This window comes from Allosphingosinicella sp. (assembly GCF_046295735.1).
Taxonomy (GTDB): domain Bacteria; phylum Pseudomonadota; class Alphaproteobacteria; order Sphingomonadales; family Sphingomonadaceae; genus Allosphingosinicella.
This window is the reverse complement of the sequence record NZ_JBKBMQ010000011.1, coordinates 61,775-86,367: the sequence shown is the minus strand read 5'-3', so window position 1 is coordinate 86,367 and position 24,593 is coordinate 61,775. Positions and strand designations below refer to the sequence as shown.

The 24,593-nt window shown below is 68.9% G+C and carries 22 protein-coding genes and 1 tRNA gene; 14 read left to right on the top strand and 9 right to left on the bottom strand.

Annotation, left to right across the window (positions count from 1 at the left end; all coding sequences use genetic code 11):
* The 3 genes from nuoL (at position 1) to nuoN (ending at position 5,133) form a co-directional block, all read left to right on the top strand.
* A complete protein-coding gene (gene nuoL, locus ACK4K7_RS11670; RefSeq protein WP_431866179.1) occupies positions 1-2,079 on the top strand; it encodes an NADH-quinone oxidoreductase subunit L in 2,079 nt (692 codons plus the stop codon).
* Between the two features lie 94 nt (positions 2,080-2,173).
* Positions 2,174-3,688 carry an NADH-quinone oxidoreductase subunit M gene (locus ACK4K7_RS11665; RefSeq protein ID WP_431866256.1) on the top strand — a complete coding sequence of 505 codons (1,515 nt, stop codon included), beginning with the start codon at positions 2,174-2,176 and terminating at the stop codon, positions 3,686-3,688.
* Positions 3,688-5,133 carry an NADH-quinone oxidoreductase subunit NuoN gene (nuoN, locus tag ACK4K7_RS11660; protein WP_431866178.1) on the top strand — a complete coding sequence of 482 codons (1,446 nt, stop codon included), beginning with the start codon at positions 3,688-3,690 and terminating at the stop codon, positions 5,131-5,133. Before ACK4K7_RS11665 ends, nuoN begins: the two co-directional genes overlap by 1 nt.
* A 4-nt stretch (positions 5,134-5,137) precedes the next feature.
* On the opposite strand, the gene ACK4K7_RS11655 is transcribed toward nuoN, so the two are convergent.
* Together ACK4K7_RS11655 and ACK4K7_RS11650 are read right to left on the bottom strand one after the other, a co-directional pair.
* The gene (locus tag ACK4K7_RS11655; protein ID WP_431866176.1) at positions 5,138-6,085 is read right to left on the bottom strand and encodes a hypothetical protein; all 948 of its coding nucleotides are present in this window, start codon (positions 6,083-6,085) and stop codon (positions 5,138-5,140) included.
* Positions 6,086-6,124: 39 nt separating this feature from the next.
* The gene (locus tag ACK4K7_RS11650) at positions 6,125-7,105 is read right to left on the bottom strand and encodes a polysaccharide deacetylase family protein (protein WP_431866175.1); all 981 of its coding nucleotides are present in this window, start codon (positions 7,103-7,105) and stop codon (positions 6,125-6,127) included.
* A gap of 125 nt (positions 7,106-7,230) precedes the next feature.
* On the opposite strand from ACK4K7_RS11650, the gene ACK4K7_RS11645 reads away from it, so the two are divergent.
* A complete protein-coding gene (locus tag ACK4K7_RS11645; RefSeq protein ID WP_431866174.1) occupies positions 7,231-7,923 on the top strand; it encodes a biotin--[acetyl-CoA-carboxylase] ligase in 693 nt (230 codons plus the stop codon).
* Between the two features lies 1 nt (position 7,924).
* Here ACK4K7_RS11645 and ACK4K7_RS11640 read toward each other — a convergent pair whose 3' ends face one another.
* Complete coding sequence (locus tag ACK4K7_RS11640) at positions 7,925-9,007, bottom strand: alpha/beta fold hydrolase (RefSeq protein ID WP_431866173.1); 1,083 nt, start codon at positions 9,005-9,007, stop codon at positions 7,925-7,927.
* A gap of 100 nt (positions 9,008-9,107) precedes the next feature.
* Here ACK4K7_RS11640 and ACK4K7_RS11635 point away from each other — a divergent pair, with 100 nt between their 5' ends.
* From ACK4K7_RS11635 to ACK4K7_RS11625, 3 genes are all read left to right on the top strand, one after another.
* Positions 9,108-9,896, top strand: a complete 789-nt coding sequence (locus tag ACK4K7_RS11635) for a type III pantothenate kinase (protein WP_431866171.1) — start codon at positions 9,108-9,110, stop codon at positions 9,894-9,896.
* A 101-nt stretch (positions 9,897-9,997) separates the two neighbouring features.
* A complete protein-coding gene (locus ACK4K7_RS11630) occupies positions 9,998-11,635 on the top strand; it encodes a ribonuclease J (RefSeq protein ID WP_431866170.1) in 1,638 nt (545 codons plus the stop codon).
* A 7-nt stretch (positions 11,636-11,642) separates the two neighbouring features.
* The gene (locus ACK4K7_RS11625) at positions 11,643-11,915 is read left to right on the top strand and encodes a DUF1467 family protein (RefSeq protein ID WP_431866168.1); all 273 of its coding nucleotides are present in this window, start codon (positions 11,643-11,645) and stop codon (positions 11,913-11,915) included.
* 22 nt (positions 11,916-11,937) lie between these two features.
* Here the strand turns inward: ACK4K7_RS11625 and ACK4K7_RS11620 are convergent, their stop codons facing one another.
* Positions 11,938-14,223: a hypothetical protein gene (locus ACK4K7_RS11620; RefSeq protein ID WP_431866167.1), complete on the bottom strand. Its 2,286-nt coding sequence runs from the start codon at positions 14,221-14,223 to the stop codon at positions 11,938-11,940.
* Positions 14,224-14,326: 103 nt separating this feature from the next.
* On the opposite strand from ACK4K7_RS11620, the gene ACK4K7_RS11615 reads away from it, so the two are divergent.
* Positions 14,327-14,626 (top strand): Hpt domain-containing protein, encoded by a 300-nt coding sequence (locus ACK4K7_RS11615; protein WP_431866165.1) that lies wholly within the window; start codon positions 14,327-14,329, stop codon positions 14,624-14,626.
* Here the strand turns inward: ACK4K7_RS11615 and ACK4K7_RS11610 are convergent.
* Positions 14,623-15,516: a LysR substrate-binding domain-containing protein gene (locus ACK4K7_RS11610; RefSeq protein WP_431866164.1), complete on the bottom strand. Its 894-nt coding sequence runs from the start codon at positions 15,514-15,516 to the stop codon at positions 14,623-14,625. The two genes, ACK4K7_RS11615 and ACK4K7_RS11610, sit on opposite strands and share 4 nt — an antisense overlap.
* Positions 15,517-15,655: 139 nt before the next feature.
* Here ACK4K7_RS11610 and ACK4K7_RS11605 point away from each other — a divergent pair, with 139 nt between their 5' ends.
* Positions 15,656-15,979: a UrcA family protein gene (locus ACK4K7_RS11605; protein WP_431866163.1), complete on the top strand. Its 324-nt coding sequence runs from the start codon at positions 15,656-15,658 to the stop codon at positions 15,977-15,979.
* A 72-nt stretch (positions 15,980-16,051) separates the two neighbouring features.
* Entirely contained in the window at positions 16,052-16,297 is a 246-nt protein-coding gene (locus ACK4K7_RS11600; RefSeq protein WP_431866162.1) for a glutaredoxin domain-containing protein, read from the top strand.
* A 9-nt stretch (positions 16,298-16,306) separates the two neighbouring features.
* Here ACK4K7_RS11600 and ACK4K7_RS11595 read toward each other — a convergent pair whose 3' ends face one another.
* The 4 genes from ACK4K7_RS11595 to ACK4K7_RS11580 all read right to left on the bottom strand — a co-directional run bounded on the left by ACK4K7_RS11595 (position 16,307) and on the right by ACK4K7_RS11580 (position 20,459).
* Positions 16,307-17,404: a CaiB/BaiF CoA transferase family protein gene (locus ACK4K7_RS11595; protein WP_431866161.1), complete on the bottom strand. Its 1,098-nt coding sequence runs from the start codon at positions 17,402-17,404 to the stop codon at positions 16,307-16,309.
* 109 nt (positions 17,405-17,513) lie between these two features.
* Complete coding sequence (locus ACK4K7_RS11590) at positions 17,514-18,704, bottom strand: acyl-CoA dehydrogenase (protein ID WP_431866160.1); 1,191 nt, start codon at positions 18,702-18,704, stop codon at positions 17,514-17,516.
* A gap of 70 nt (positions 18,705-18,774) precedes the next feature.
* Positions 18,775-20,280 carry a hypothetical protein gene (locus ACK4K7_RS11585; protein WP_431866159.1) on the bottom strand — a complete coding sequence of 502 codons (1,506 nt, stop codon included), beginning with the start codon at positions 20,278-20,280 and terminating at the stop codon, positions 18,775-18,777.
* A gap of 89 nt (positions 20,281-20,369) precedes the next feature.
* Positions 20,370-20,459: transfer RNA gene (locus ACK4K7_RS11580), tRNA-Ser, on the bottom strand.
* A 109-nt stretch (positions 20,460-20,568) separates the two neighbouring features.
* Between ACK4K7_RS11580 and ACK4K7_RS11575 the strand changes: the two genes are divergently transcribed.
* From ACK4K7_RS11575 to ACK4K7_RS11560, 4 genes are all read left to right on the top strand, one after another.
* A complete protein-coding gene (locus ACK4K7_RS11575; RefSeq protein WP_431866158.1) occupies positions 20,569-21,660 on the top strand; it encodes a lytic murein transglycosylase in 1,092 nt (363 codons plus the stop codon).
* A 97-nt stretch (positions 21,661-21,757) separates the two neighbouring features.
* On the top strand, positions 21,758-22,936 hold the full coding sequence (locus ACK4K7_RS11570; protein WP_431866157.1) for a D-alanyl-D-alanine carboxypeptidase family protein: 1,179 nt from the start codon (positions 21,758-21,760) through the stop codon (positions 22,934-22,936).
* Positions 22,937-22,944: 8 nt separating this feature from the next.
* Positions 22,945-23,568 (top strand): dTMP kinase, encoded by a 624-nt coding sequence (gene tmk, locus ACK4K7_RS11565; RefSeq protein ID WP_431866255.1) that lies wholly within the window; start codon positions 22,945-22,947, stop codon positions 23,566-23,568.
* On the top strand, positions 23,565-24,554 hold the full coding sequence (locus tag ACK4K7_RS11560) for an AAA family ATPase (RefSeq protein ID WP_431866156.1): 990 nt from the start codon (positions 23,565-23,567) through the stop codon (positions 24,552-24,554). Before tmk ends, ACK4K7_RS11560 begins: the two co-directional genes overlap by 4 nt.
* Positions 24,555-24,593: the final 39 nt, after the last annotated feature.

Genomic DNA, 24,593 nt, shown 5'->3' with positions numbered 1-24,593 from the left:
GTGATCCAGGCCATCGTCTTCCTGCCGCTGCTCGCCGCGATCGTCGCGGGGCTCGGCAATCGCCTGATCGGCAACACCGCGGCGAAACTCGTCACCACCGGCGCGCTGTTCGCGGCCGCCGCTCTGTCCTGGCCGATCTTCCTCGGCTTCATGTTCGGTGGCCAGGAGGCCTATGTCGCGCCGGTCCTTACCTGGATCGTGTCCGGCGACATGGCGGTCGATTGGGCGCTGAGGGTCGACGCGCTGACCGCCGTGATGCTGGTCGTCGTCACCAGCGTCTCGGCGCTCGTCCACCTCTACAGCTGGGGCTATATGGCGGAGGACGACAGCCAGCCCCGCTTCTTCGCCTATCTGTCGCTGTTCACCTTTGCGATGCTGATGCTGGTGACGGCCGACAATCTCGTCCAGATGTTCTTCGGCTGGGAAGGGGTGGGCTTGGCCTCCTACCTGCTGATCGGTTTCTGGTACAAGAAGCCCTCCGCCAACGCCGCCGCCCTGAAGGCCTTCGTCGTCAACCGCGTCGGCGATTTCGGATTCGCGCTCGGCATTTTCGCGACCTTCCTGGTGTTCGGCACCGTGTCGATCCCGGCCATCCTCGAGGCCGCGCCGGCCATGGCGGGCGCGACCTTCACCATCTTCGGCATGCGCGTCGACACGATGACGGCGATCTGCCTGCTGCTGTTCATCGGCGCGATGGGCAAGTCCGCCCAGCTCGGCCTCCACACCTGGCTGCCAGACGCGATGGAAGGCCCGACGCCGGTCTCCGCGCTGATCCACGCCGCCACCATGGTGACGGCGGGCGTGTTCATGGTCTGCCGCCTGTCGCCGATGTTCGAGACCAGCGACACCGCGCTGGCGGTCGTGACCTTCGTCGGTGCCGCCACCGCCTTGTTCGCGGCCACGGTCGGCACGGTGCAGAACGACATCAAGCGGGTGATCGCCTATTCGACCTGTTCCCAGCTCGGCTACATGTTCTTCGCGGCCGGGGTGGGCGCTTATTCGGCGGCGATGTTCCACCTCTTCACCCACGCCTTCTTCAAGGCGCTCCTGTTCCTCGGTGCCGGCTCGGTGATCCATGCCATGCACCACGAACAGGACATGCGCTTCTACGGCGGCCTTCGGAAGCACATCCCCTTCACCTTCTGGGCGATGCTGCTCGGAACCTTGTCGATCACCGGCGTCGGCGTAGTGGGCGTATTCGGCTTCGCCGGCTTCTATTCGAAGGACGCGATCATCGAGAGCGCTTATGCGGTCGGCACCGGGCCGGGCGGCGTCGCCTTCACGATCGGCATCTTCGCGGCCCTGCTGACCAGCTTCTACAGCTGGCGGCTGATGTTCCTCACCTTCTGGGGAACCCCGCGCTGGGCGGCCTCCGGCCACATCCAGCACGCGCTGCACGATCACCATCATGCCCGCACCGACGACCATGCGGCCGATCCGCATCCCGAGGACGAGCATGCCGGCCATGACACCCATCCCAGCGAGGCGGGCCATACCGAGATCGCGACCGGCACCGGCGGCTATCATCCGCACGAAAGCCCGTGGTCGATGCTGGTGCCGCTGGCGCTGCTGTCGCTCGGCGCGTTGTTCGCGGGCATGGCGTTCCACCACCCGTTCATCGGGGAGGAGCATGGCGTTGAATTCTGGGGCGGAAGCCTCGTCTTCGATGCCGAGCTGATGCACGACATCCATTATGTTCCGCTCTGGGTGAAGCTCTCGCCGGCGGCGGTGATGCTGATCGGCGCGTTCGTCGCCTGGTACGCCTATATCCGCAACACCGGCTTCCCGAAGGCGTTCGTCGGCCAGTTCGGCGTCCTCTACACCTTCCTCTACAACAAATGGTTCTTCGACGAGGCGTACAACGTGCTCTTCGTCCGGCCTTCGCTGTGGCTCGGCCGCATGTTCTGGAAGCGGGGCGACGAAGGCACGATCGACCGGTTCGGCCCCAACGGCGCGGCTGCGCTGGTGGCGGGCGGCAATCGCCTCACCGCGCGGCTTCAGTCCGGCTATGTCTACACCTATGCGCTGGTGATGCTGCTCGGCATCGCCGCCGCCGCCACCTGGGCGATCACGCGATGAATTTCTGGAACGACGATCCGTTCGGCACGAACGGCCCTGACACGATCGGGAGCGCCGGCCGGTGAACCAGCTCGGCTTCCCCATCCTGTCGATCATGCTGGCGATCCCCTTCTTCGCCGGCATCGCCTGCCTCTGGCTCGGCGCCAACGGCGCGCGCTGGACGGCGCTCGGGGCGACGATCGTCACCTTCCTGCTCGGCGTCCTTCTCTGGCTGACCTACGAAGTGGGCGGGCCGCAGTGGCAGTTCCAGGAATATGCGCCCGTCTTCGGCCGCTTCGCCTGGGCGCTCGGCATCGACGGCATCGCTTTGATGCTGATCATGCTGTCGGTCTTCCTGATGCCGATCTGCATCCTCGCCAGCTGGACCGCGATCGAGAAGCGGGTGCCGGAATTCATGGCCGCTTTCCTGCTGATGGAGACGCTGATGATCGGCGTCTTCGCGGCGCAGGACATCTTCCTCTTCTACATCATGTTCGAAGCCGGCCTGATCCCGATGTACCTGATCATCGGCATCTGGGGCGGCGCGAACCGGATCTACGCAGCCTACAAATTCTTCCTCTACACCCTGCTCGGATCGGTGCTGATGCTGATCGCGATGCTGTGGATGGTGAATTTCGCGGGCACGACCTCCATCCCCGACCTGATGGCCACCGATTTCCCGCCGGAGGCGCAGACTTGGCTGTGGCTGGCCTTCTTCGCGAGCTTCGCGGTGAAGGTGCCGATGTGGCCCTTCCACACCTGGCTTCCGGACGCCCACGTGCAAGCGCCGACCGCCGGCTCGGTGATCCTGGCGGGCGTGCTGCTGAAGCTCGGCGGCTACGGTTTCATCCGCTTCTCGCTGCCGATGTTCCCCGAAGCCTCGGCCCAGCTGTTCTGGCTGGTGATGGGCCTGTCGATGGTGGCGGTGGTCTACACCTCGCTGGTCGCGCTCGTGCAGCAGGACATGAAGAAGCTGATCGCTTATTCCTCGGTCGCCCACATGGCCTTCGTCACGATCGGCCTGTTCGCCTTCAACCGGCAGGGGATCGAGGGCGGGCTCATCGTCATGCTCTCGCACGGTCTCGTCTCGGGCGCGCTCTTCCTGTGCGTCGGCGTCGTCTACGACCGGCTCCACACCCGCGACATCGATCGTTACGGCGGTCTCGCGGACAACATGCCGGCTTATGCGCTGCTGTTCCTGCTGTTCACGATGGCGGCCGTGGGCCTGCCGGGCACGTCCGGCTTCGTGGGCGAATTCCTCGCGCTGATGGGCGCCTACCAGGCGCACAGCTGGGTGGCGTTCGCGGCCACCACCGGCCTCATCCTCGGCGCGGCCTATATGCTGTGGCTCTACTGGCGGGTGGTCTATGGCGCGCACCGCCATGCCGACGCCGCGGCTATGCCCGATCTCAACCGGCGCGAGCTCGGCATGCTGGGCGCGATCGCCGCGGTGGTGCTGTGGATGGGCGTCTATCCCGAAAGCTTCATGGCGCCGATGCGCGCCGACGTGGGCCTGCTGCTCGACCGGATCGAGCGCGCCGCGCCGGCGGGCGACGCCCGACTCGCGGCGCCTGATCCGGCCGCCGCCCAACCTCAAGCGGCCGCGCAGCCCGCGGCAGGGGCGCACTGATGACCTTCTGGGAAATCGTCCAGGCGATCGCGCCGGAACTGATCATCGCCTTCGGCGCGACCGAGCTGCTGCTCCAGGCTGCCTGGTCGAAGAATCCGGCGCGCACCTACCGCACCGTCAGCTGGATGGCGATCGGCCTGCTGGTGCTCGCCTCGCTTTCGCTGCTCGGCCCCGCCCACCATGCCGGCGCGGTGTTCGACGGCCAGTACCGGGCCGACCAGTTCGCCGCCTTCGCCAAGCTGCTGATCTTCCTCGCGTCGATCGTCGCCATCCTGATGACGCCCCGCTTCTTCGCGCGGGAAGGGGAGCTCCACGCCGAATATCCGGTGCTGATCCTCTTCTCGGCGATCGGCATGGGAATCATGGTGTCGGCCGGCGACCTGCTGATGCTCTATATCGGCCTCGAGCTGCAGAGCCTGTCCGCTTACGTGCTGGCGAGCTTCCTGCGCAGGGACACCCGCTCGGCCGAAGCTGGTCTCAAATATTTCGTGCTGGGCGCGCTCGCTTCGGGCATTCTGCTCTACGGCATTTCGCTGCTCTACGGCTTCACCGGCACCACCCTGTTCGACGGCATTGCCGCCTCGCTGGCCGACGGCGTGTCGACGGGCGAGCTGTTCGGCATCGTCTTCGTGCTCGCCGGCATCGCCTTCAAGGTTTCGGCCGTGCCGTTCCACATGTGGACGCCCGACGTTTATGAAGGCGCGCCGACGCCGGTCACCGCCTTCTTCGCCTCCGCGCCCAAGGTCGCCGCGATGGCGCTGCTGGTCCGCGTCGCGATGGAGGGCATGGGCCCGGCCGCTTCGAGCTGGCAGCAGATCGTCATCTTCATGGCGCTGGCGTCGACCGTGCTCGGCGGCGTCGCGGCGATCGGCCAGCCCAACATCAAGCGGCTGCTCGCCTACAGCTCGATCAACAATGTCGGCTTCGCGCTGATCGGGCTTGCCGCGGCGACGCAGGAAGGCGTCGCGTCCGTGCTGTTCTACATGGCCGTCTATGTCGCGATGACGCTCGGCGCGTTTCTCGTCGTGATGCGGATGGTGGATGCCGACGGCCGTCCGGTCGAGAGCATCGACAGTCTGGCGGGCCTGTCGCGCAGCCGTCCGGCGCTCGCGGCGGCGATGGCGGTGTTCATGTTCAGCCTAGCCGGCATCCCGCCGCTGTTCGGTTTCTGGCCGAAATTCCTGGTGTTCAACGCCGCCGTCCAGGCGGACCTCACCTGGCTCGCGGCGATCGGCATCGCCACTTCGGTGATCGGCGCTTATTATTACATCAAGATCGTCAAGATCATGTATTTCGACGAACCCGCGCCGGCCTTCGGTCCCGATCACGACAAGGTCGGTGCCGGTCTCATCCTCGCGTCGGCCCTGTTCGTCTCGCCGCTCGGCTATCTCACCATCCCGCTGATCGACGCGGCCGCCCAGAACGCGGCGCTGGCGCTGTTTTGATCCTTCAGGCGCCGTAGGCGGCGGCGATCGCCCGGCGGGACCAGATGACGGCGAAATCGGTGGGAAGATAGCTTCCCTCGCGATAGCGGTTGCGCCGCTCGGCCGAGGTGGCGGTGGCGTTGCGAACCGCGTCCTCGTTGCTGCCGATCTCGATATGAAGCGCGCCTTTGCCGACCTGAAGGTCTTGGGCGAAGGCGATGCGGGGGCTGATCTCCCTGACCTGCGGATCGTAGAACCAGGCGGTCCCGAACACGCCGCGGGCGGCGGGGAGCGCCGGCAAGGCGAGCGCCGCCAGGCGAAGCGCCTCGCGCCAGCCCGCCTCGTTCCAGTAAGCGCGCGCGACCGGATCGTGGGTGTGCCCTTCCAGGAACGGCTTGCGCCCGCCGCAGCCCAGGAAGACATAGGCCGCCGCTTTGGAGCCGGCGCGCAGCACGGCCTTGGCGGAAATTCCCGAATGCGGCCACCAGACCTGGGCGAAAGCCGGGATCATCACCATGCGCGCCAGCCACAGATCCTTGAGGAAACTGTCCTGCGCGAGATCCGCAAACGCGGGATCGGCGTCGATCTGGTCGAGGATGCGGTGGAAATGGTCGCGATAATGGAGAGCGAACTCGCCATCCAGGCCGGTCTCGGCGAAGCGCGCCTCGAAGCGCGAGACATGCGACAGCAGCAAGGCGCAGAGCCAGTAGGGCCGCACCTCCGGATCGAGACCATCGGCCAGGGCGGCGGCACGCCGGGCGGGCGCGTTATATTTGCGCACCGGCCCGATCACCCGGTCCGCCTCCTCGAAACGGGCGAAGGGCAGGGCGGCGACGGCCCGGGCGAGGCCGGGGCATTCGTCGTGCAACTTCACCGAAGCTTGCGGCAGGCGCTCGGCCAGCGGCTCGTGCCCGCGCCAGCCGGGGAACAGGTCCCGCGATGGGAAGTCGTGGACCTCGCGCTTCATCAGCATGATGGCTTCTCCGTTCGCCTCGATCCTAACCGATCCTGATTACCTCGCCCTTACCCGCGTCAGCGCGGCCGCCGCGCTGGAGAGCGGAGACAAAGCGTGCATGACGCCCGAAAGATAGGCGTCGAACTCGGCGTCGCTCACCCGCCAGCCGTCGAGCAGGCGCTTCAGCGTCAGCGGGTCGGCCCCCGGCCGGTTCAGCCCCGGGTCGCACAGGGTCGCCGATCTGACCCCTGCCGCCGCCAGGATGGCGGGCGCCGTCTCGTGGAAGCTGCCGCTTGGATAGCAGAAATGATCGAAGCCCTGGATGCCGAGCGCGGCGGCGAGGCAAGCCCGGTTCTCCTCGATCTCCGCGCCGAGCCGGCCGTGATGGGCCGCCACCTCGATGTGGCGGTGGGTGTGGAGCTGGATGTCGATGCCGCGGCGCTGCGCTTCGGCGAGCTCGGACGCCGACATGATGTGGAACTGCCGCCGCTCCAGCCACTCCTCGGCGACGCCGAGCTCGGTGCCATAGGCGCGCAGGGCGGCCAGCCGCTCCTCCACCGGCAGCGCCTCGATGCGGGCGATCGCCGCCTTGGCCTCCTCTTCGGGCCGGCCGCCGGACCGGGCCAGGAAACGCACCGCCTGCGTCACGACGGGAAGGTCCCGCTCCGAATACCACGTGGTCGCGTAAAGCGACGCGGGCAGCTCCAGCGCCTCCAGGATGGGCACCATGTGGGTGAGCGTCGACACCCATCCGTCGTCGATCGTGATCACGACGGCGCCGTTCGGAAGGCTGCCGTCCGCGAGCCGCGACACCGCGTCCGTGAGCGACAGGACAGGATGTCCCGACCGTTTGAGGCGCGTCATGCGCCGTTCGAACAAAGCGGGCGTAATGAAGGTGCATTCGCCGAGCGGAGGCCCCGGCAGGAGCCACGCACCGTGGTAACCGAGGATGCGGAGATGCCGGGCGGTGGCCCGCCGCGCGAGCGGCGCGAGCCCCGCGCGCCCGGCAAGTTCCAGCAGGATTCGCTTGGCCAGCATTGGAATCGCTGTTCGCCTCCCCCCGAAAAGGCGTCCCGGCGGCAGCATAGGCGGAAGATGTTGAAGCTTCGTTACGGCCGAAGGAGCGCTTGGAAGGGGCGCCGTGATCCGGCTAAGCGGGGACGATGTCACCGCCGATCCGAACGCTTCCCCGAACCGGTTCCACCAACGACGATGTCGCCGCGCTGGCGAGACAGGGCGCGGCGGAGGGGCTGTGGGTCCGTGCCGAACGGCAGACGGGGGGCAAGGGCCGGCAGGGGAGGGCGTGGGAATCGCCGCCCGGCAACCTCTATGCGAGCACCCTCGTGCGGCTCCGCCCGGGCGATCCGCCGGCGCCGTCGCTCGCCCTCGTCGCGGCGGTCGCGGTGCATGAGGTGGCGGCGCTCAGCTTGGCCGAGGTGCGGATCAAATGGCCGAACGACCTGACCGCGGGCCAGGCGAAGCTCGCCGGTATCCTGCTGGAGCGCGAGGGCGAGGCGGTGGTGATCGGCTTCGGCGTCAACCTTGCCCATCATCCCGAAGGACTGGATCGGCCCGTCACCAGCATCGCCGCGCTGGCGGGTTCCGCGCCGGCCGCCGAGGTCTTCGTGGAGGCGCTGGCGGAGAGCTTCGCTCGCTGGCTGGGCCGCTGGCGCAGCGAGGGGCTCGGCCCGGTGCGTGCGCGCTGGCTGGCCGGCGCCCATCCGATCGGCACCGCCCTTTCGGCCGCCGGCGAGGAGGGGCTGTTCGACGGCCTGGACGAAGCCGGCTCGTTGCGCCTGCGGCTTGCCGACGGCACCCTGCGCACGATCCACGCCGGCGACGTGTTCCTGATCTGAGTCAGCGCGCGGTGCGGGCGAGCAGGTCGATCAGTTCCTGCTTCCAGAAGCGCGCCCAGGTGTGGGTAGAATGGCCGCGCGTCTCGTCGGTCGCGCGGATGAGAACGTAGCGCGCGTCGGGAAGCCGCTCCGCCGCACGCTCGGCGATGCCATAGTCCCAGGGATTGATGAAGTCGTCGCTGGAATTGATCCAGGTCATCGGGATCGCGATCCGCTCGAGATCCGGCCATGGATTGTAGCCGCGCGAGGATTCGAGCTGGTAGATGAGATCGTTGGCGTCGCGGTTCGGGATGTCGCCCTCGATCCGCTGGACGATGAACTGCTCCGCCGCCTCGCGGGTCGGATAGGCGCGCTGGAGATGGAGCGGCGCGAAGCCGGCGACCTGGAGAAGGCTGACGGCGGTGCGCAGGCCGAGCACCGGCTGGGCCTCATAGTCGCCGCCGCGCCAGGCGGGATCCTGCATGATCCCGTGCACCGCCGCCTTGCGCCACATACGGTTGTGGCCCACGATCTCGGTCGGGAGGCAGGCCATCGGCAGCATTGCCTGCACGGCGTTGGGGTGGCGCTGGCCCCAGACGAAGCCGTGCATGCAGCCCATCGAGGTGCCGATCAGCAGCCGCAGCCGCGCGATCCCCAGATGATCGGCGACGAGCCGGCGCTGCGCTTCCACCATGTCGCCATAGCCGTAGGCGGGAAAGCGCATGCGCAGCCCGTCGCTGGGCTTTGACGACCGGCCATGGCCGATATTGTCGGGCAGGATGACGTAATGGCGGCTGATGTCGAGCGGCTGGCCGGGTCCGAACAGTTCCTGCGCGAACTGGGGCTGGAGGAACTGGCGCCCGCTACCGCCCGTGCCGTGCAGCGCCAGCACCGCATTGACGATTCGCCCGGACGCATCGCGCCGCGGCGTGCCGAGCGTCGCATAATGGATGCGCAGCTCCGGCAGGGTGGCGCCGGACTTGAAGGCGAAATTCGCGAACCGCGCCTCGCCCTCCGTCAGCTGGGCGGCATAATCCACCTCCTGCGCCGCCACCGGCGTGGCGTGGAGGGCAAAGGCGGCAAGAAGCAGGCGGGCAAGGCGCATCGTCGTGCTGGTCCTGATATGCGGAGCGTCCGATCATAGCGGCGCCCCGCGGAACAGGCGAGGGCCTCGCCAAGCGGCGTGCGGGTCGCTAACAGGCGCCATGCTTCTCGCGATCGACGCCGGCAACACCAACATCGTCTTCGCCCTCGTCGAAGAGGGCGTGATCCGCGCCCGCTGGCGCATCGCCACCGATCCGCGCCGCACGGCCGACGAATATGCGGTCTGGCTGCATCAGCTGCTCCAGCTCGAAGGGCTCGACCGATCGGCGGTGGAGGCGGTGATGATCGGCACGGTGGTGCCCCGCGCGCTGCACAACCTGTCGGTCCTGTCGGTGAAATATTTCGGCGTCGAGCCGCTCGTCGCCGGGCGCGGTGCCGCGGCCTGGGGGATCGAGCTGGACGTTGCCGAGCCGCAGACGGTGGGCGCCGACCGGGTGCTGAACGCCATCGCCGCCCACGCGCTGCACGACGGCGATCTCATCGTCATCGATTTCGGGACCGCGACGACTTTCGACATGGTTGATTATTCCGGCGCCTATAAAGGCGGCATCATCGCGCCCGGCATCAACCTGTCGCTCGACGCTCTGGTCGCGGCGGCCGCGAAGCTGCCGCGCATCGCCATCGAGGCGCCCGATCATGCCTCCGTCATCGGCCGCACCACCGAGGATCAGATGCATATCGGCATCTATTGGGGCTATGTGGCGATGATGGAGGGCCTGACGCAGCGGATGAAGGCCGAGGTCGGGCGTCCCGTCACCGTCGTGGCGACCGGCGGCCTGGCCGTTCTGTTCGACAAGCAGACCGAGATTTTCGACGCGATCGAGCCGGACCTCACCATTCAGGGCCTCGGCCTCCTCTGGGAGCGGAGCAAAAGCCTCGCCCCGTCGTAGATGAGGAGGATGCGATCCGCCGGCCCGGCGCGGCCGCGGCATCTCTCCACCGGCCCCGGCCGGTTCCCCTCCCGACCTCGGGAGGACAGCAAGGATAAGACATGAAACCAGGCAAAGAGCTTCTGTTCCTCGCGCTCGGCGGATCGGGCGAGATCGGCATGAACGTCAATCTCTACGGCTGCGACGGCAAATGGATCATGGTCGATCTCGGCATGACGTTCGCCGATCCGGCCTATCCGGGGATCGACATCATCCTCCCCGACCTCGAATTCATCGAGGAGCGGCGCAAGGACCTGCTGGGCGTGGTGCTCACCCACGGCCATGAGGATCATATCGGCGCCATTCCCTATCTCGCCGCCGACCTCGGCGTTCCGCTCTACGCGACGCCCTTCACCGCGGGTCTCATCGCCGGCAAGCTGGAGGAGGAGGGGCTGACCGGCGAGGTCGAGCTGAAGCTGATCGACATCGGCGGGACGATGCAGATCGGCCCGTTCGGCTTCCGCTTCGTGCCGCTCGCCCACTCGATCCCGGAAGGCAACGCGCTTCTGATCGATACCCCCTACGGCAAGGTGTTCCACACCGGCGACTGGAAGCTCGACGAATTCCCGCAGATCGGCGACCCGGCCGATGCCGAGGCGCTGACGAAGGTGGGCGACGAAGGCATTCTCGCGCTCGTCTGCGATTCGACCAACGTCTTCCAGGAGGAAGCCTCCGGCTCCGAAGCGGAGGTGCGGGAGGGTCTCGATAGGGTGGTCGCGGAGGCCGAGGGGCGCGTGCTCGTCACCACCTTCGCCTCCAACGCCGCGCGGGTGGCGACGCTCGGCCAGGTGGCGCGCGACACCGGCCGGCGGGTCTGCGTCGCCGGCCGTTCGCTCGACCGCATCCTCAGGGTCGCGCAAAGCGTCGGCTATCTGACCGATTTCCCCGAGACGGTGGACTTCGAGACGGCGATGCAGCTTCCCCGCCGCGACGTGATGATCATCGCGACCGGCGGGCAGGGCGAGTCGCGGGCAGCGCTGGCGCGCATCGCCTTCGATCAGCACAAGCTGAAGCTCAGCGAGGGCGACCTCGTCGTGTTCTCGTCGAAGCAGATCCCGGGCAACGAGATCGCGATCGGCCGCATCCAGAACGAACTCGCCAATCGCCGCGTGCGGATGATCACCGATCGCCAGGCCAACGTCCACGTGTCCGGCCATCCCGGCCGGCCGGAGCTCGCGGCCATGTACCGCTGGATCCGCCCGGAGATCATCGTGCCGGTCCATGGCGAGGCACGCCACCTTCATGAACATGCCCGCTTCGCGATGTCGCAGGGCGTTGCGCGCGCGATCGTGCAGCAGGACGGCGATCTCGTCCGGCTGGCGCCGGAGGGTCCGCAGATCATCGGCCGGGAGCGGGTCGGCCGCCTGATCCTCGACGGGGACGTGATCCTCGGAGCGGACGGTCCGACGATGAACGAGCGGCGCAAGCTTTCCTTCCAGGGGATCGTCTCCGTCGCGATCGCGCTGGACGATCGGGACCGGGTGGTCGGCGACGTCCAGATCTCCCTCCAGGGCGTGCCGGTCGAGGAGGATCGCGCCGCCTTTCTGGAGGAAGCGTGCGACGCCGCCGCCGAGGCGGCCCGGAAGGGCGCCGGCAACGAGGACAAGCTGCGCGAGGCGATCCGACTCGCCGTCCGCCGCTGCGCGACCGACTGGACCGGCAAGAAGCCGGTGGTGGACGTCCTGATCGTCAGGCTATGAGGGGCGCATGCAACCCGTCTCGATCGCCGCCGTCTACCTGCTCTTCTGGGTGCTCTCTTTGTTCCTGGTGCTGCCCTGGGGCGTCCGCACCGACGAGGAGGCGGGCGTGGACTGCCAGCCCGGCCATGCGGAGAGCTCGCCCCACGGCTTCGTCTTCTGGCGGGTGGCGCTGAGGACGACCATCCTCGCCACCGTCCTGTTCGCCTTGTTCTACCTCAACTGGCTCTACGGCTGGGTGACCGTCGACCGGCTGGACTGGGCCGCGCCGCCGGGCAACTGAACCTTCCCCGGACCGGGGAGGATCATTTGCGGATGCGTTCGATCGCCTGGGCGAGGGCGACGTAGAGCTTGCCCATGTCGGAGGAGAGGAGAGTGATTCCGAGCGGGGTGCTGTCGCGCCCGGCGAGGACGCGGCGCAGCAGCGCCTCGAAATCGTGGATGTAGCGGTTCACCTGCTCGCGGAATTCCGGCTCTTCCTCATAGTGGCGCAGCAGCTCGCGCGCGTCGTTATGGTCGAGCAGTCGGACGGCGCGGCGCGTGAAGACGCCGCGGTCGCCCTTCAGATAGGCGGCCCAGGCGCTGTCGGTGACTTCGTTGGACAGGATCTTGGTGACGTCGATCGCGGTCGAATTGAGCGACTCGATCAGCAGCGACACGCGACGCGACAGCGTCTCGGCGTCCTTCTCCTCCCGCTCCCTGCGCTCCTCGTCGAACCGCGCCTCGATGGCGACGGCGCTTTCGCCGAGCGTCAGCAGCTGGCGCGTGAGCCGTTCGGCGGCCTTGCGCGCCGCCGCCACCGCCCCTTCGCCGACCAGTTCCAGACGGGCGAGCTGTTCGGCGACGGGCTCGGTCACGGCCTCGCTCAACGCATCGCGGCTCGCCTCGGCCAGCCTTTCGGCGCTTTCCGGTACGACGCCGAGGATCGCCTCGCGGGCATGGTTCGCCGCCTGCTGCGCCGCGTCCCGTACCCGCAGCAGCGAGTCGATGAGGCCGGGAGCGGTCTCGGCGATCAGGCGGGCGCCCGCGCCGTCGGCGGCGGCGATCGCGGTCGCCAGTTCGCCGAGCCGGGCTTCCGCTCCGCGAAGACCCTCGTCCAGCCGCGCGACCAGCGCCTCCGCGGCCTCGCGCTGACGGGCGATGCCGGCTTCGCTGTCCTCCAGATTCTGGAGGCTGAGCGCCGTCGCCGCCTGCATGGCCTCGACCGGCGGGACCGCCGCCCGCGCAGCTTCGGCCGCCTGGCCTGCGCGCGCCTCCACGTCCGACAGCGCCTCCGGCAGTTCCTCGCGCAGCCGGGCGGTCACCTCGCCGAGCGCCGTTCCCATGTCGCGGGCGCGGCCGATCAGGGCGTCGGCGCGCACGCGGCCGCCGTCCAGCTCCTCGCCGAGCCGTGCGACGGTTTCGCGCGCCTGCGAAAGCGAGGCGGCGACGCTCTCGCGGCTCTCCTCGCCGGCGGCGGGGAGGGCGGCGAGCCGCGACTCCAGCGCGTGGAGTTCGGTCGAGAGGCTGTCGAGCAGGGTGCGGCTCGCGTCGTTCTGGTCGGCGAGCTGCCGTCCGAAGCCGTCCAGCCGGGACGCGACTTCGTCGAGCCGCCGGGCGAGACCCGCTGCGGCGTCCTGCCCGGCCTGCTCGAACCCGGCGCGGCTCTGCTCGATCACCGCCATCATCGTGCGGCCCTGTTCGTCGAGCGCGCCGCGAATGTCGGCGAGACCGTCCGACGCGCGGCCGAGCGCCCCGTCCACCGCCACGTTCATGCCGGACGCGACCCGGTCGATCCGCTCCGCTGCCGCGCCGGCGCTGCTTTCGATGCGGGCGATCTGCGCGGCCAGCCGCTGCGCGCCGCCGCCGACCGACTCGTCCGCCTCGCGGGCGCGGGCGATCAGCGCCGCGACCTGGCTTTCGAGCGCGCCGGCCTGTTCATGGGCGGCCAGGCCCGTCTCGCGAAGTGCCCCGGACAGGCCGCGCGCCTGTTCCTCCGCACGCGGAAGGTCGTGGAGGAGGACGCCGATATCGACCCGGGCATTGGCCGCCGCGCCTTCCAGTGCCTGCGACTTGCGGTCGAGTTCGGCGGTCTCGCGGGCGAGATAATGGGTGACGCGGCCGAGCCGGTCCGAAGCCTCGTCGCCGAGCGCCATCAGCCGCGCCGCTTCCTCGCTGAGCTTGGCCTGGTTGGCGCTCAGCCGGTCGGAGACGATGGCGAGCACGCTCTCCAGCGCGTTCGCTTCGCTGCGCATCGCCTGGACGGCGGCGGTGAACCGCTCCGTCTCGCGGCGCGAGCTGCGCCCGAACAGCAGCCACAGGATGCCGAGCAGCACCAGCGGCACGCTCGCGGTCGCGACCCAGCTCAGCGCGGCGGGGAGGCTCATCGCCGGCCCCATGCCGACGATCGCCCAGACGGACAAGCCGACCCAGCCGAGGGCGAGGAGGATGAGAATGGCCGCGAGGGCGCGGCGACCCCGGAAGGGCGCGACCTCGTCCTGCGGCGTCTCCTCGAAAGCGGCGTCGGCCGACCATTCCGATCCAACCGGTTCGTCCGAAAAGCCGGTGCCGTCAAACGGCTGCGCGTCCGCGCGTTCTGCCCCGATGCTCATGGCCGACACTCTACCACCTTTCGCCCCGCGCGGAAGGTGCGGGCGAAACGAACTGGGGATAAACCGCAACCGTGCGTTAACCGGCGGCGCCTAGAAGAGGGCCATGGCCTATGATCCGGGAGCGTTGAACGCCTCGCTCGCCGCGGCGGTGGGCAACGACCCTGCCCTGCTCGGCGAGCTTCGCGCCGCCTTCATCGAAAGCGCCGCCCGGCAGCTCGACCTGATGGGCCGGGCGCGGTGCGACGCCAATTGGCACTTCGCCGCCTCTCGGCTGAAGGGTCTGGCGGCCAGCTTCGGCGCCGTGGGTCTGATGGCGCTCGCCGACGAGGCGCTCGACGGCGCGCCGGGCGATCCGGTCGTGCTGCGCAAGATCGACCACGCGATCCTCGACTTCGCCGCTTAACTCTCCGGACTATCGAAGCTTCCCGACAGGGCGGCGGCCAGATGGTCGGCGAACGCCTTGACGCGCGGTGTCATGTCGCGGCGCGAGGGGAAAACGAGGTAGAGCGTGGCTGGCTGTCCGGTCCAGCCGTCCAGCACCCGCTCCAGCCGCCCCGAGGCGAGCTCGCGCGTGACCAGCAGGTCGGGCAGGGCGGTGATGCCGAGCCCGGCGATGGCGAGGCGGCGGAGAAAGGCGAAATTGTCGGACGCCAGGCGAGGCTCGTGGCCGGCCAGCGGATCGGCGGCTTTCAGGATCCGGCTTTCGGAGGGTGAGGCGAACAGGAGAAGGTCGTGGTCGCCGAGCGCCGAAAGGTCCGGCGGCCGGCCGCGGCGCTCGAGATAATCGGGGCTGGCATAGAGGCCGAACGCGACCGCGCCGACCTTGCGGATGACGTGGCCGGCGCCCCCGGGCTCTCCTCCGCGCAAGGCTAGGTCGATCCCCTGGGCGACGAGATCGAGCGGCTGGTTGGTCAGCAGCACCTCGAACCGGACGTTGGGATGCTTTCGGCAGAAGGTCGCGAGCGCGGCGGTGATGGCGTCGCGCGGGAATTCGAGCGGCGCGGTGAAGCGGATGCGGCCGGACAGGACACCCGCCTCCGCGGTGGAGGCGGCTTCGGCATCGACCAGCGTGTCGACCGCCCCCGCCACGGTTTCGAAATAAGCCGCGCCTTCGCCGGTCAGCGACAATTGGCGGGTGGAGCGCTTCAGCAGCTGTGCGCCGAGCCGCGCTTCCAGCGCCTGGATGCGGGCGCTGACGGTCGATTTCGGCAATCCCAGTCGCCGGGCCGCCGCCGCGAAGCCGCCGGCCCGCACCACTTCGACGAACATGCGGGTCTGGTTGAGATCGATCATGACATCGTCCAATCAATCGAACAGTGAGTTCGTATCGTACCGGATAGTGGAGAATGCCGGCAAGGCGTAGATGAGTCTCGTGGCGGCCGCGGACGGTTCCAGGCCCCATGCCGACCAGCGGCAGACACGGAGATGATCCATGAAGACGCTCATCGCGGCGGCGATCGCCGCCACCCTGTTCAGCGCCCCGGCTCTGGCCGCGGCTCCCCTCGGTACCGACTCCTTGGCGGTGCGGCATGCCGATCTCGATCTTGCCACGGCGCGCGGTCGGGCGGCGCTCGACCACCGCATCCGCGCGGCCGCCGACGCTCTTTGCGGAACGGCCTCGCCGGCGGACATGCAATCGCAGGCCGCGGTGCGACGCTGCCGGACCGAAACTGTCGCCGCGGTGCTGCCGCAGCGCGACCGGCTGATCGCCGCCACCGGGCACCGCACGGCCACCCGGCTCGCGTCCCAGCGCTGAGGATGTGAGGGAACGGGGAAGCGGGCCGGCGGTTCAGCACCCGCCGGCCCGGCTTCACGAGAGGACCCGTTCATGGAAAAACGCAGCGCCACGCTGTACCGGATGATCCTTCCCGATCACACCTGCCCCTTCGGCGTCAGGGCCAAGGACATGCTGGAAAGGGACGGCTTCGAGGTTGACGACCGCATCCTGGGCAGCCGGGAGGAGGTCGACGCCTTCAAGGCCGAGCATGGCGTCGCCACCACGCCGCAAATCTTCATCGACGGCGAACGGATCGGCGGCAGCGACGATCTCGAGCGCTGGCTGCGGCGCGGCTGACCGCGAGGCTCAGTCCGCGTCTCCAAGCTTGGGGCTGGGGCGGTCCGCGACCTGGCGGCGTCCGTCGATGACGATCGGGGAGGGGACGGTGGGCATCCCGTCCAGCTCCGTCTTCATGCCGCGCGCGATCACCTGCGGATCGGCGAACACTTCGGCGACGGTGTTGATCGGTCCCGCTGGCACGCCCGCCTCGTCGAGCGCCGCGAGCAGCTCCGCCTTGCCCCAGCCGGCGATGGCGGGGCCGAGGCGGGCGGCGAGCTCGTCGCGGCGCCGCACCCGGTCCGCATTCGTGGCGAAGCGCGCCTCCGCCTCGATCCCCAGGATCCCGCACAGCCGCCGGAACTGATTGTCGTTGCCGACCGCGACGATCAAATGCCCGTCTTTCGCGGCGAAGGTCTGGTAGGGGGCGATGTTGGGATGGGCATTGCCCATCCGCCGCGGCGTCTCGCCCGATACGAGGAAGTTCATCGCCTGGTTGGCGAGCACCGCCACCTGGGTGTCGAGCAGGGCCATGTCGATATGGCAGCCGCGCCCGCTCTTCTGCTGCCCGATCAAAGCCGCCTGAATGGCGTTCGCCGCATAGGTGCCGGTGAAGATGTCGGCGAAGGCAACTCCGATCTTCTGCGGCTCGCCGCCGGGGTCGCCGGTCAGGTCCATGATCCCGCCCATGCCCTGGATCATGAAGTCGTAGCCGGCGCGCGCCGCATAGGGCCCGTCCTGGCCGAAGCCGGTGATCGAGCAATAGACGAGCTTCGGGTTGAGCGCCGACAACGAGGCGTAATCGAGGCCGTAGCGGGCAAGGCCGCCGACCTTGAAATTCTCGATGAGGACGTCGGCGTCGCGGACCAGCTCGCGCACCTGCGCCTGGCCAGCGGGGTCGGCGATGTCGATCGCAACCGACGTCTTGCCGCGGTTGCAGCTGTGGAAATAGGCGGCGGCGCCGTCCGGCGCGAAGGGCGGGCCCCAATGCCGGGTGTCGTCCCCCGCCTCCGGCCGCTCGACCTTGATCACTTCGGCGCCGAGATCGGCGAGCAGCTGCCCCGCCCACGGCCCGGCGAGGATGCGGGCGAGCTCGACGACGCGGATGCCGGCGAGGGGCTTGTCCACGATCACGTCGTCCCGGCGAAGGCCGGGACCTCCTGGCGACTGGAACCGAGAGGAGGGGAGACCCCGGCCTTCGCCGGGGTGACGAGGGGGGGCGGGGCGCTCGCCTCCATCAAAATGCCGCGATCCCGGTGATGGCGCGGCCGAGGATCAGCGCGTGGACGTCGTGCGTGCCCTCATAGGTGTTGACCGTCTCGAGATTGGCGGCGTGGCGCATGACGTGGAATTCGGCGGAGATTCCGTTGCCGCCGTGCATGTCGCGGGCGATGCGGGCGATGTCGAGCGCCTTGCCGACATTGTTGCGCTTGATGAGGCTGATCGTCTCCGGGATGAGCTCGCCGGCATCGATGCGGCGCCCGACGCGCAGCGCCGCCTGCAGACCGAGCGCGATCTCGGTCGCCATATTGGCGAGCTTCAGCTGGACGAGCTGGGTGGCGGCGAGCGGTCGGCCGAACTGTTTCCTTTCCAGCGTGTAGCGCCGCGCCGCATCGAAGCAGGCCTCGGCCGCGCCCATCGCGCCCCAGCCGATGCCGTAACGGGCGCGGTTGAGGCAGCCGAACGGGCCCTTGAGGCCCGACACGTTGGGGAGAAGCGCGTCTTCCGGCACCTCGACCCCGTCCATTACGATCTCGCCGGTGATCGAGGCGCGCAAGCTCAGTTTCTCACGGATCTTGGGCGCCGAGAGGCCCTTCATCCCCTTTTCGAGCACGAAGCCTTTGATCTTGCCGTCATGCGCGTCGGACTTGGCCCAAACCACGAACACGTCGGCGATCGGCGAATTGGTGATCCACATCTTGGCGCCGGACAGGCGGTAGCCGCCGTCCACCTTTTCGGCGCGGGTGCGCATCGATCCCGGGTCGGAGCCCGCGTCGGGTTCGGTGAGGCCGAAGCAGCCGACCCACTCGCCGCTGGCGAGCTTGGGGAGATATTTCTTCTTCTGCTCCTCGGTGCCGTAGGCGTTGATCGGATGCATGACGAGGCTCGACTGGACCGACATGGCCGAGCGGTAGCCGCTGTCGACGCGCTCCACCGCCCGCGCGACCAGACCGTAGCTCACATAATTGAGGCCGGCCCCGCCATATTCGGTGGGAATGGTCGCGCCGAGCAGGCCGAGCGCGCCCATTTCCGACATGATCTCGCGGTCGAACGTCTCGTCGAGATAGGCCTTGGTGACGCGGGGAAGCAGGCTTTCCTGTGCATAGCCTTCGGCGGTGTCGCGCACGAGCCGCTCCTCGTCCGACAGCTGCGCGTCGAGCGCGAACGGGTCCGCCCAATCGAATGCGGCGATCTCGGCTTCGGCCATGGTCTTCCTCGTCTCCTTTGCGTCGGCAGCCGCCTAGCCTGTCCGCGCGCCGGAGAAAAGGGACGGGACCTCAGCTTCCCCCGTCCGCCTCCCCCGGCCCGTCCTTCTCGCCGCCGCTTCTCGCCCGGGCGATCAGCGATCGCGCGGTCTCGGCCAGCCCGGGATTGTGGGTATCGGACGTGAGCGGCTCGAGGAGCGCGATGCCGGCATCGGTCTCTCCGCGCATGATCAGCATCTGCGCCGCGTTCATGCGGATGATGTACACCTGCGGCGCGAGTTGATGGGCGAGGAGGAGGATGTTGGACGTGTTCTCCGACACGTAATTCTCCTCGCCGCGAAGCGCTTCCGAATAGCGGAACAAGGTCTGGAAATGGTTCGGGTCGGCGCGGTGCGCGCGCGCGAACCATTGCTGCGCCTTCTTCGAGACCGGATCGGGATCGTCGGCGTCGCGCGCGTCCATCAGATAGCGCATGCCGCGCATGTAAAGGAGCTCGGCGTCCCCCGGCGTCTCGGCGATCAGTTCCTCCAGCAGCGTGTCGGCGCGGTTGCGGTCGCCGTGCAGCAGCTCCGCCCGCGCGAGCACGCGCTTGGCGAAGGAACTTCCGGAATGCCGCGCGGCGGCGGCGCGGACGCTTTGCAGCAGGCCGCCGGATTCCTCGCTCTCCGCCGACTTGATCTGCAGCGCCGCGTCGAGCAGCAGCAGGTCGTTGGCCGCGGTGGGAAGCCTGTTGACGCTGATCTCAGGCGGTTGCTCGGCGCTGCGCCGGGTGATGCGGGTCATGGTCAATCGGCGCCGGGCGATATAGTCGCGCAGGTCCTTGTCGAGATCGGCGGGGCTCATGCCCAATTCCGCGGCCAGGGCGCCGCGCACGTCGCCACCGCGGGCGAGCGCCGTCAGATAGCGCCGCAGCGCCTCCCGCCGCTCGTTATCGCGCAGCAGATAATGGGTGAGGAGCCAGCTTTGCGCGTAGAAGCGCGCCCGGTCCTCACCCCGAAACTCCCAGGGGCTTCCGAACAGCACCCGCTCCATCGGCAGCCAGCGGCCCTGCGTCAGCAGGTAGCCGTGGCTGCGGGAGCCTTCGCCGAATTCGATATGGCGCGGGGTGAACTTGGCGGTCGAGAAATATTCGGCGAACCCCTCGATATACCAGGCCGGATAGGCGGAGGCGGCGTTCTGCCACATGAAATGGTGCGCATATTCGTGGAACAGCACCTCGTTGCCGCCATTCTGCGCCTGTTCGTCCACGAAGGCGGCGATCATCTCCGGGGAGGACGTGTAGAATCCGGCCACGTCCCGATCTCTCGGGCCGGCGATCTGCAGCTGGCCCCTGCCGCGAACCATGTAAACGCGCAGCTTGTTGCCGCGCTCCTTGCCCGAAAAGCCGGTCATCAGCCGCAGCAGTCCGTCCAGATCCTCGAGCAGCAGCGCCTGTTCGCGCAGCTTCGCTTCGGATGCGGTGCCGTAGACGACGAAATTAGGGCTTTCCGCCCGAAGCCAGCTCTGCGCCGAAGCCGCCCCGCTCCAGGCCAGCCACATGACCGCGGCGGCAACCGCCGCCAGCTTGCGAATCGACATGATTTCCGCCCCCCTTGGCATCACATTCCGACCGCAGCTTAGCCGCTGAAAAGCAAATGAAAAGCCTGCGCGCCACGGAAGCGGCGGAGTGGCGGACAGGGTGGGATTCGAACCCACGGTGGGCTTCCACCCACGGCGGTTTTCAAGACCGCTGCCTTAAACCACTCGGCCACCTGTCCTTCGCCGGATGCTTTGCCCGCGCGCGGCCTTGCGTGCAAGCGGCGCGGCGGACCGTTTTCATCTCCGGGCAAGGCTGTGCCATATAGACGGGGAGCGAAGGGGTAAAAGATGCGTGTTCTGAAATATTTGGCAATCGCGGCCGTGGCCGTCGCGGCACCTCTCGGCCAGGTGGGCCGCGGCAGCGACTCGCTGCTCGGCATCCAGATCGACGTCGGCGGCAGTCCGGCGCGGGCGCAGGCGGGCGGCCTCAGCCAGGCCGGGTTCGAGGCCTTCCTGCCGCAGCTTCGCCAGCAGGCGCTCGTCGCCGGGGTGAGCAGCCGGACCGTGGACATGATCTTCCCGAGCCTCACTTTCTCCCAGCGCACCATCGATCTCGACCGCGCACAGCCCGGCGGCGCGAGCGGCTCCTCCGCGATTCCGCCCTTCGCGCCGTATCGCCAGCGCCATCTCACCCCCGCGCTCATCAGCCGGGGGCAGCAGCGTTATGCCGACAATGTGGAGCGGCTGAACGAGATCGGCCGGCGCTTCGGCGTCCACCCGTCGGTGATCGTCGCCATCTGGGGCAAGGAGACGAGCTACGGCACCGTGATGGGCGATTTCGACCTCCTGAACTCGCTCGCCAGCCTCGCTTACGAAGGCCGCCGCCGCCAGCTCTTCACCGACGAATTCATCGCCACCTTGAAGATGGTCGACCGCGGCTATCCGCGCAGCCAGTTGAGGGGCAGCTGGGCCGGCGCCACCGGCCATCCGCAATTCCTTCCCACGGTCTACATCCGGCTCGCGGTCGACGGGGACGGCGACGGCCGCGCCGACATCTGGCGCAGCGCGCCGGACGCCTGGGCCTCCATCGCCAATTACCTCTCCAACGCGGGTTGGAAGCCCAACATTCCCTGGGGCGTGCCGGCGACCGTGCCGGCCGGCTTCGACCGCGGCTCCGTCTCCGGCCGGCTGACCGCGCCGCGCTGCGAGCGGGTGCACGAGCGTCACAGCCGCTGGCTGACGGTGGCCGAATGGCGGCGGCTGGGCATCGTCCCGCAGCGGCCGCTGCCCGATAGCGAGCTTGCCAGCCTGCTGGAGCCGGACGGCCCGGGCCAGACCGCCTATCTGCTGACCAACAACTACCGCACCATCCTCGACTATAATTGCTCGAACTTTTACGCGCTGGCGGTCGGCCTGCTCGCCGATTCCGTCGCCCGCTGAGGCCGGTTCGCCCTTTCGCCGCGAGGGCGGAGGGGCTAGAACAAGCCGCAGCGGGGCCGCCGCGGCGGCGCATCTTCCATGGGAAACGGTCTGAAATATGAAGCGTAAAGCGTTGTTCGCCGGTCTTTTCGCAACGGCCGCGGCGGCGATGCCGGCCACGGCGTCCGCGCCTCCCTTCGAAACGGCGGCCCCGGTCGCCTTCATGATCGACCTGGCCTCCGGCGCGGTCCTGTTCGCCAAGGACGCCGACCGGCGGATGCCGCCCGCCTCGATGGCGAAGATCATGACCACTCACGTCGCCTTCGACCTGATCGACCGCGGCGAGCTCAGCCTCGACAAGATGTGCACGGTCCGGCCGGAGACGTGGCGCCAATGGCACGGGCCGCAGGCGGGATCGACCATGTTCCTGTCGCCGGGCGAAGAGGTCAGCATCAAGAATCTGCTGCACGGCATCGTCACCCTGTCCGGCAACGACGCGACGGTGGTGCTCGCGGAATGCATCTCGGGCACCGAGGCCGCCTTCGTCGCGCTGATGAACCGCAAGTCGGAGGAGCTGGGGCTTCGCAATTCCCGCTGGGGCAATCCGGTCGGATGGCCGGATGCGGGCGCCACTTACACCACCGCGCGCGATCTCGCCGTGCTCGCCGCGGCCGACATCCGCCAGCATCCCGACCTCTACCGCACCTTCTACGGCCAGCGCGAATTCACCTGGGGCCAGACGATGGGCAGCAATCGCCCGATCACCCAGGGCAACCGCAATCCGCTGCTGGGGCGGGTTCAGGGCGCGGACGGGCTCAAGACCGGCCACACCAACGAGGCGGGCTACGGCTTTACCGGATCGGCCGAGCAGAATGGCCGCCGGCTCGTGATGGTGGTCGCCGGGCTCAACAGCTTCAACCAGCGGATCGAGGAATCGGTGCGCTTCATGCAGTGGGGCTTCAACGCCTGGCAGGCGCGGCCGCTGTTCGCGCAAGGGACCAGGATCGGCGAGGCGCAGGTCCAGCTCGGCGGCGCCCGGACGGTCGGCCTCGTCGCGCCGCGCGACCTCGCCGTCACCGTGCCCGCCGGCCTCGGCCGCGATGTCCGCGCGCGCATCGTCTACGATGGGCCGGTCAGGGCGCCGATCGAAGAGGGGCAGCATATCGCGAACCTCGTCGTCAGCAGCCCGGGCATGCCGGACCAGACGATGCCGCTCGTCGCCGAGAGCGCGGTCGGCGAAGCGGGCTTCTTCGGCCGCATCATGGCGGGGATTCGCCACCTGTTCGGCATGGCGTGACGAACGGAATGAACGGCCGCTTCGTCACGCTGGAAGGCGGCGAGGGGGCCGGAAAGTCGACCCAGTCCCGCCGCCTGGCCGCCGCTTTGCGCGCGCGCGGGATCGACGTGGTCGAGACTCGCGAACCCGGCGGCAGTCCGGGCGCCGAGGCGATCCGCGGCCTCCTGCTGTCAGGCGAGACGGAGCGCTGGACCGCCGAGACGGAGGCGCTGCTGTTCGCGGCCGCGCGCGCCGACCATGTCGCCCGCACCATCCGCCCGGCGCTGGAACGCGGCGCCTGGGTGGTGTGCGACCGCTTCCTCGACAGTTCGCTCGCCTATCAGGGCTTTGCCGGCGCGCTGGGCTGGGAGCAGGTGATGCGGCTGCACGAATTCGGCTCGCGCGGCTTCCTGCCCGACCGGACCCTGCTGCTCGAACTGCCGTCCGGCGATGCCGCCGCCCGCGAGTTTCAGCGCGACGGCGGCGCGCTCGACCGGTTCGGGCGCAAATCGGGCGCTTACCATGAGGCGGTGGCGGAGGGCTTCCGGACGCTCGCGCGCCTCTTCCCCGATCGCATCCGGCCGGTGGACGCCTCCGGCGCGGAAGCGGACGTGACGGAGCGGCTGCTCGCCACCCTGGAGGATCTGCTGTGAATCGTCTTCACGGCCATGGCGAGGCGGTCGCCGCCTTCCGCGCCGCGCTCGATTCCGGCCGCTTGCACCATGCCTGGCTGGTGTCGGGGCCGGAGGGAGTCGGCAAGTCGCTGTTCGCGATGAAGGCGGCGCTGCGCGTGCTGGCCGAAGGGCAGGGCAAGCTGGACGCGCCGGGCATCGACGTACCCGACAGCCATTCGGCCGCGCGCCTCGCGGCGGCCGGCAGCCATCCGGACCTGATGCGGCTGGAACGGCTGGTCAAGGAGACGAGCAGCACCGGCGAGCTTGCCCGATCGATCGGCATCGAACAGGTTCGCGGTCTGCAGCGGCTGTTTTCGACCACGGCGTCGCTGTCGCCGTGGCGGGCGGTGGTGATCGACGCCATCGACGATCTCGAGCGTCCCGCCGCCAACGCCCTGCTGAAGAATCTGGAGGAGCCGCCCGCGCATTCGGTCTTTCTGCTCGTCAGCCATTCGCCGGCGCGGCTGCTGCCGACCATCCGGTCGCGCTGCCGGCAGCTCAGGCTTTCGCCGCTCGACGATGACGCCATGGCGGCGGCGCTTCGTCAGGCGTTGCCCGACGCGGAGGAGGAGGAGATCGCCGAGCTGGTACGGGTCGGCGAAGGCGCGCCGGGCCGCGCGATCGCCTTTCGCGGACTCGACGTGGCAGGGCTGGACGCGGCGATGCGGGCGCTGGTGGAGGACGGCGATCCGACCGGCGGCCGCCGCGCCGCGCTCGCGCAAAGCCTTTCGCTCAAGTCCGCGCAGCCGCGCTACGAGGCGTTTCTGACCCGCGCGCCTTCCTTCATCGCCGCGACGGCGCGTGCGCGGCGCGGCGCCGAGCTCGCCGAGGCTTTGCGCGCCTGGGAGCGGGCCTCCGACCTCGCTTCCGGCGCCGTCCGCCTCAGCCTGGAGCCCCAGAGCGTGGTCTACGAACTGGCCGGTATCCTCGCCGGCCTTGCGCCGCGGGCGCGCGACGCCGCCTGACGCGGCGGGCCGCGCCGCCGATTGCCCGCATCCGCATCT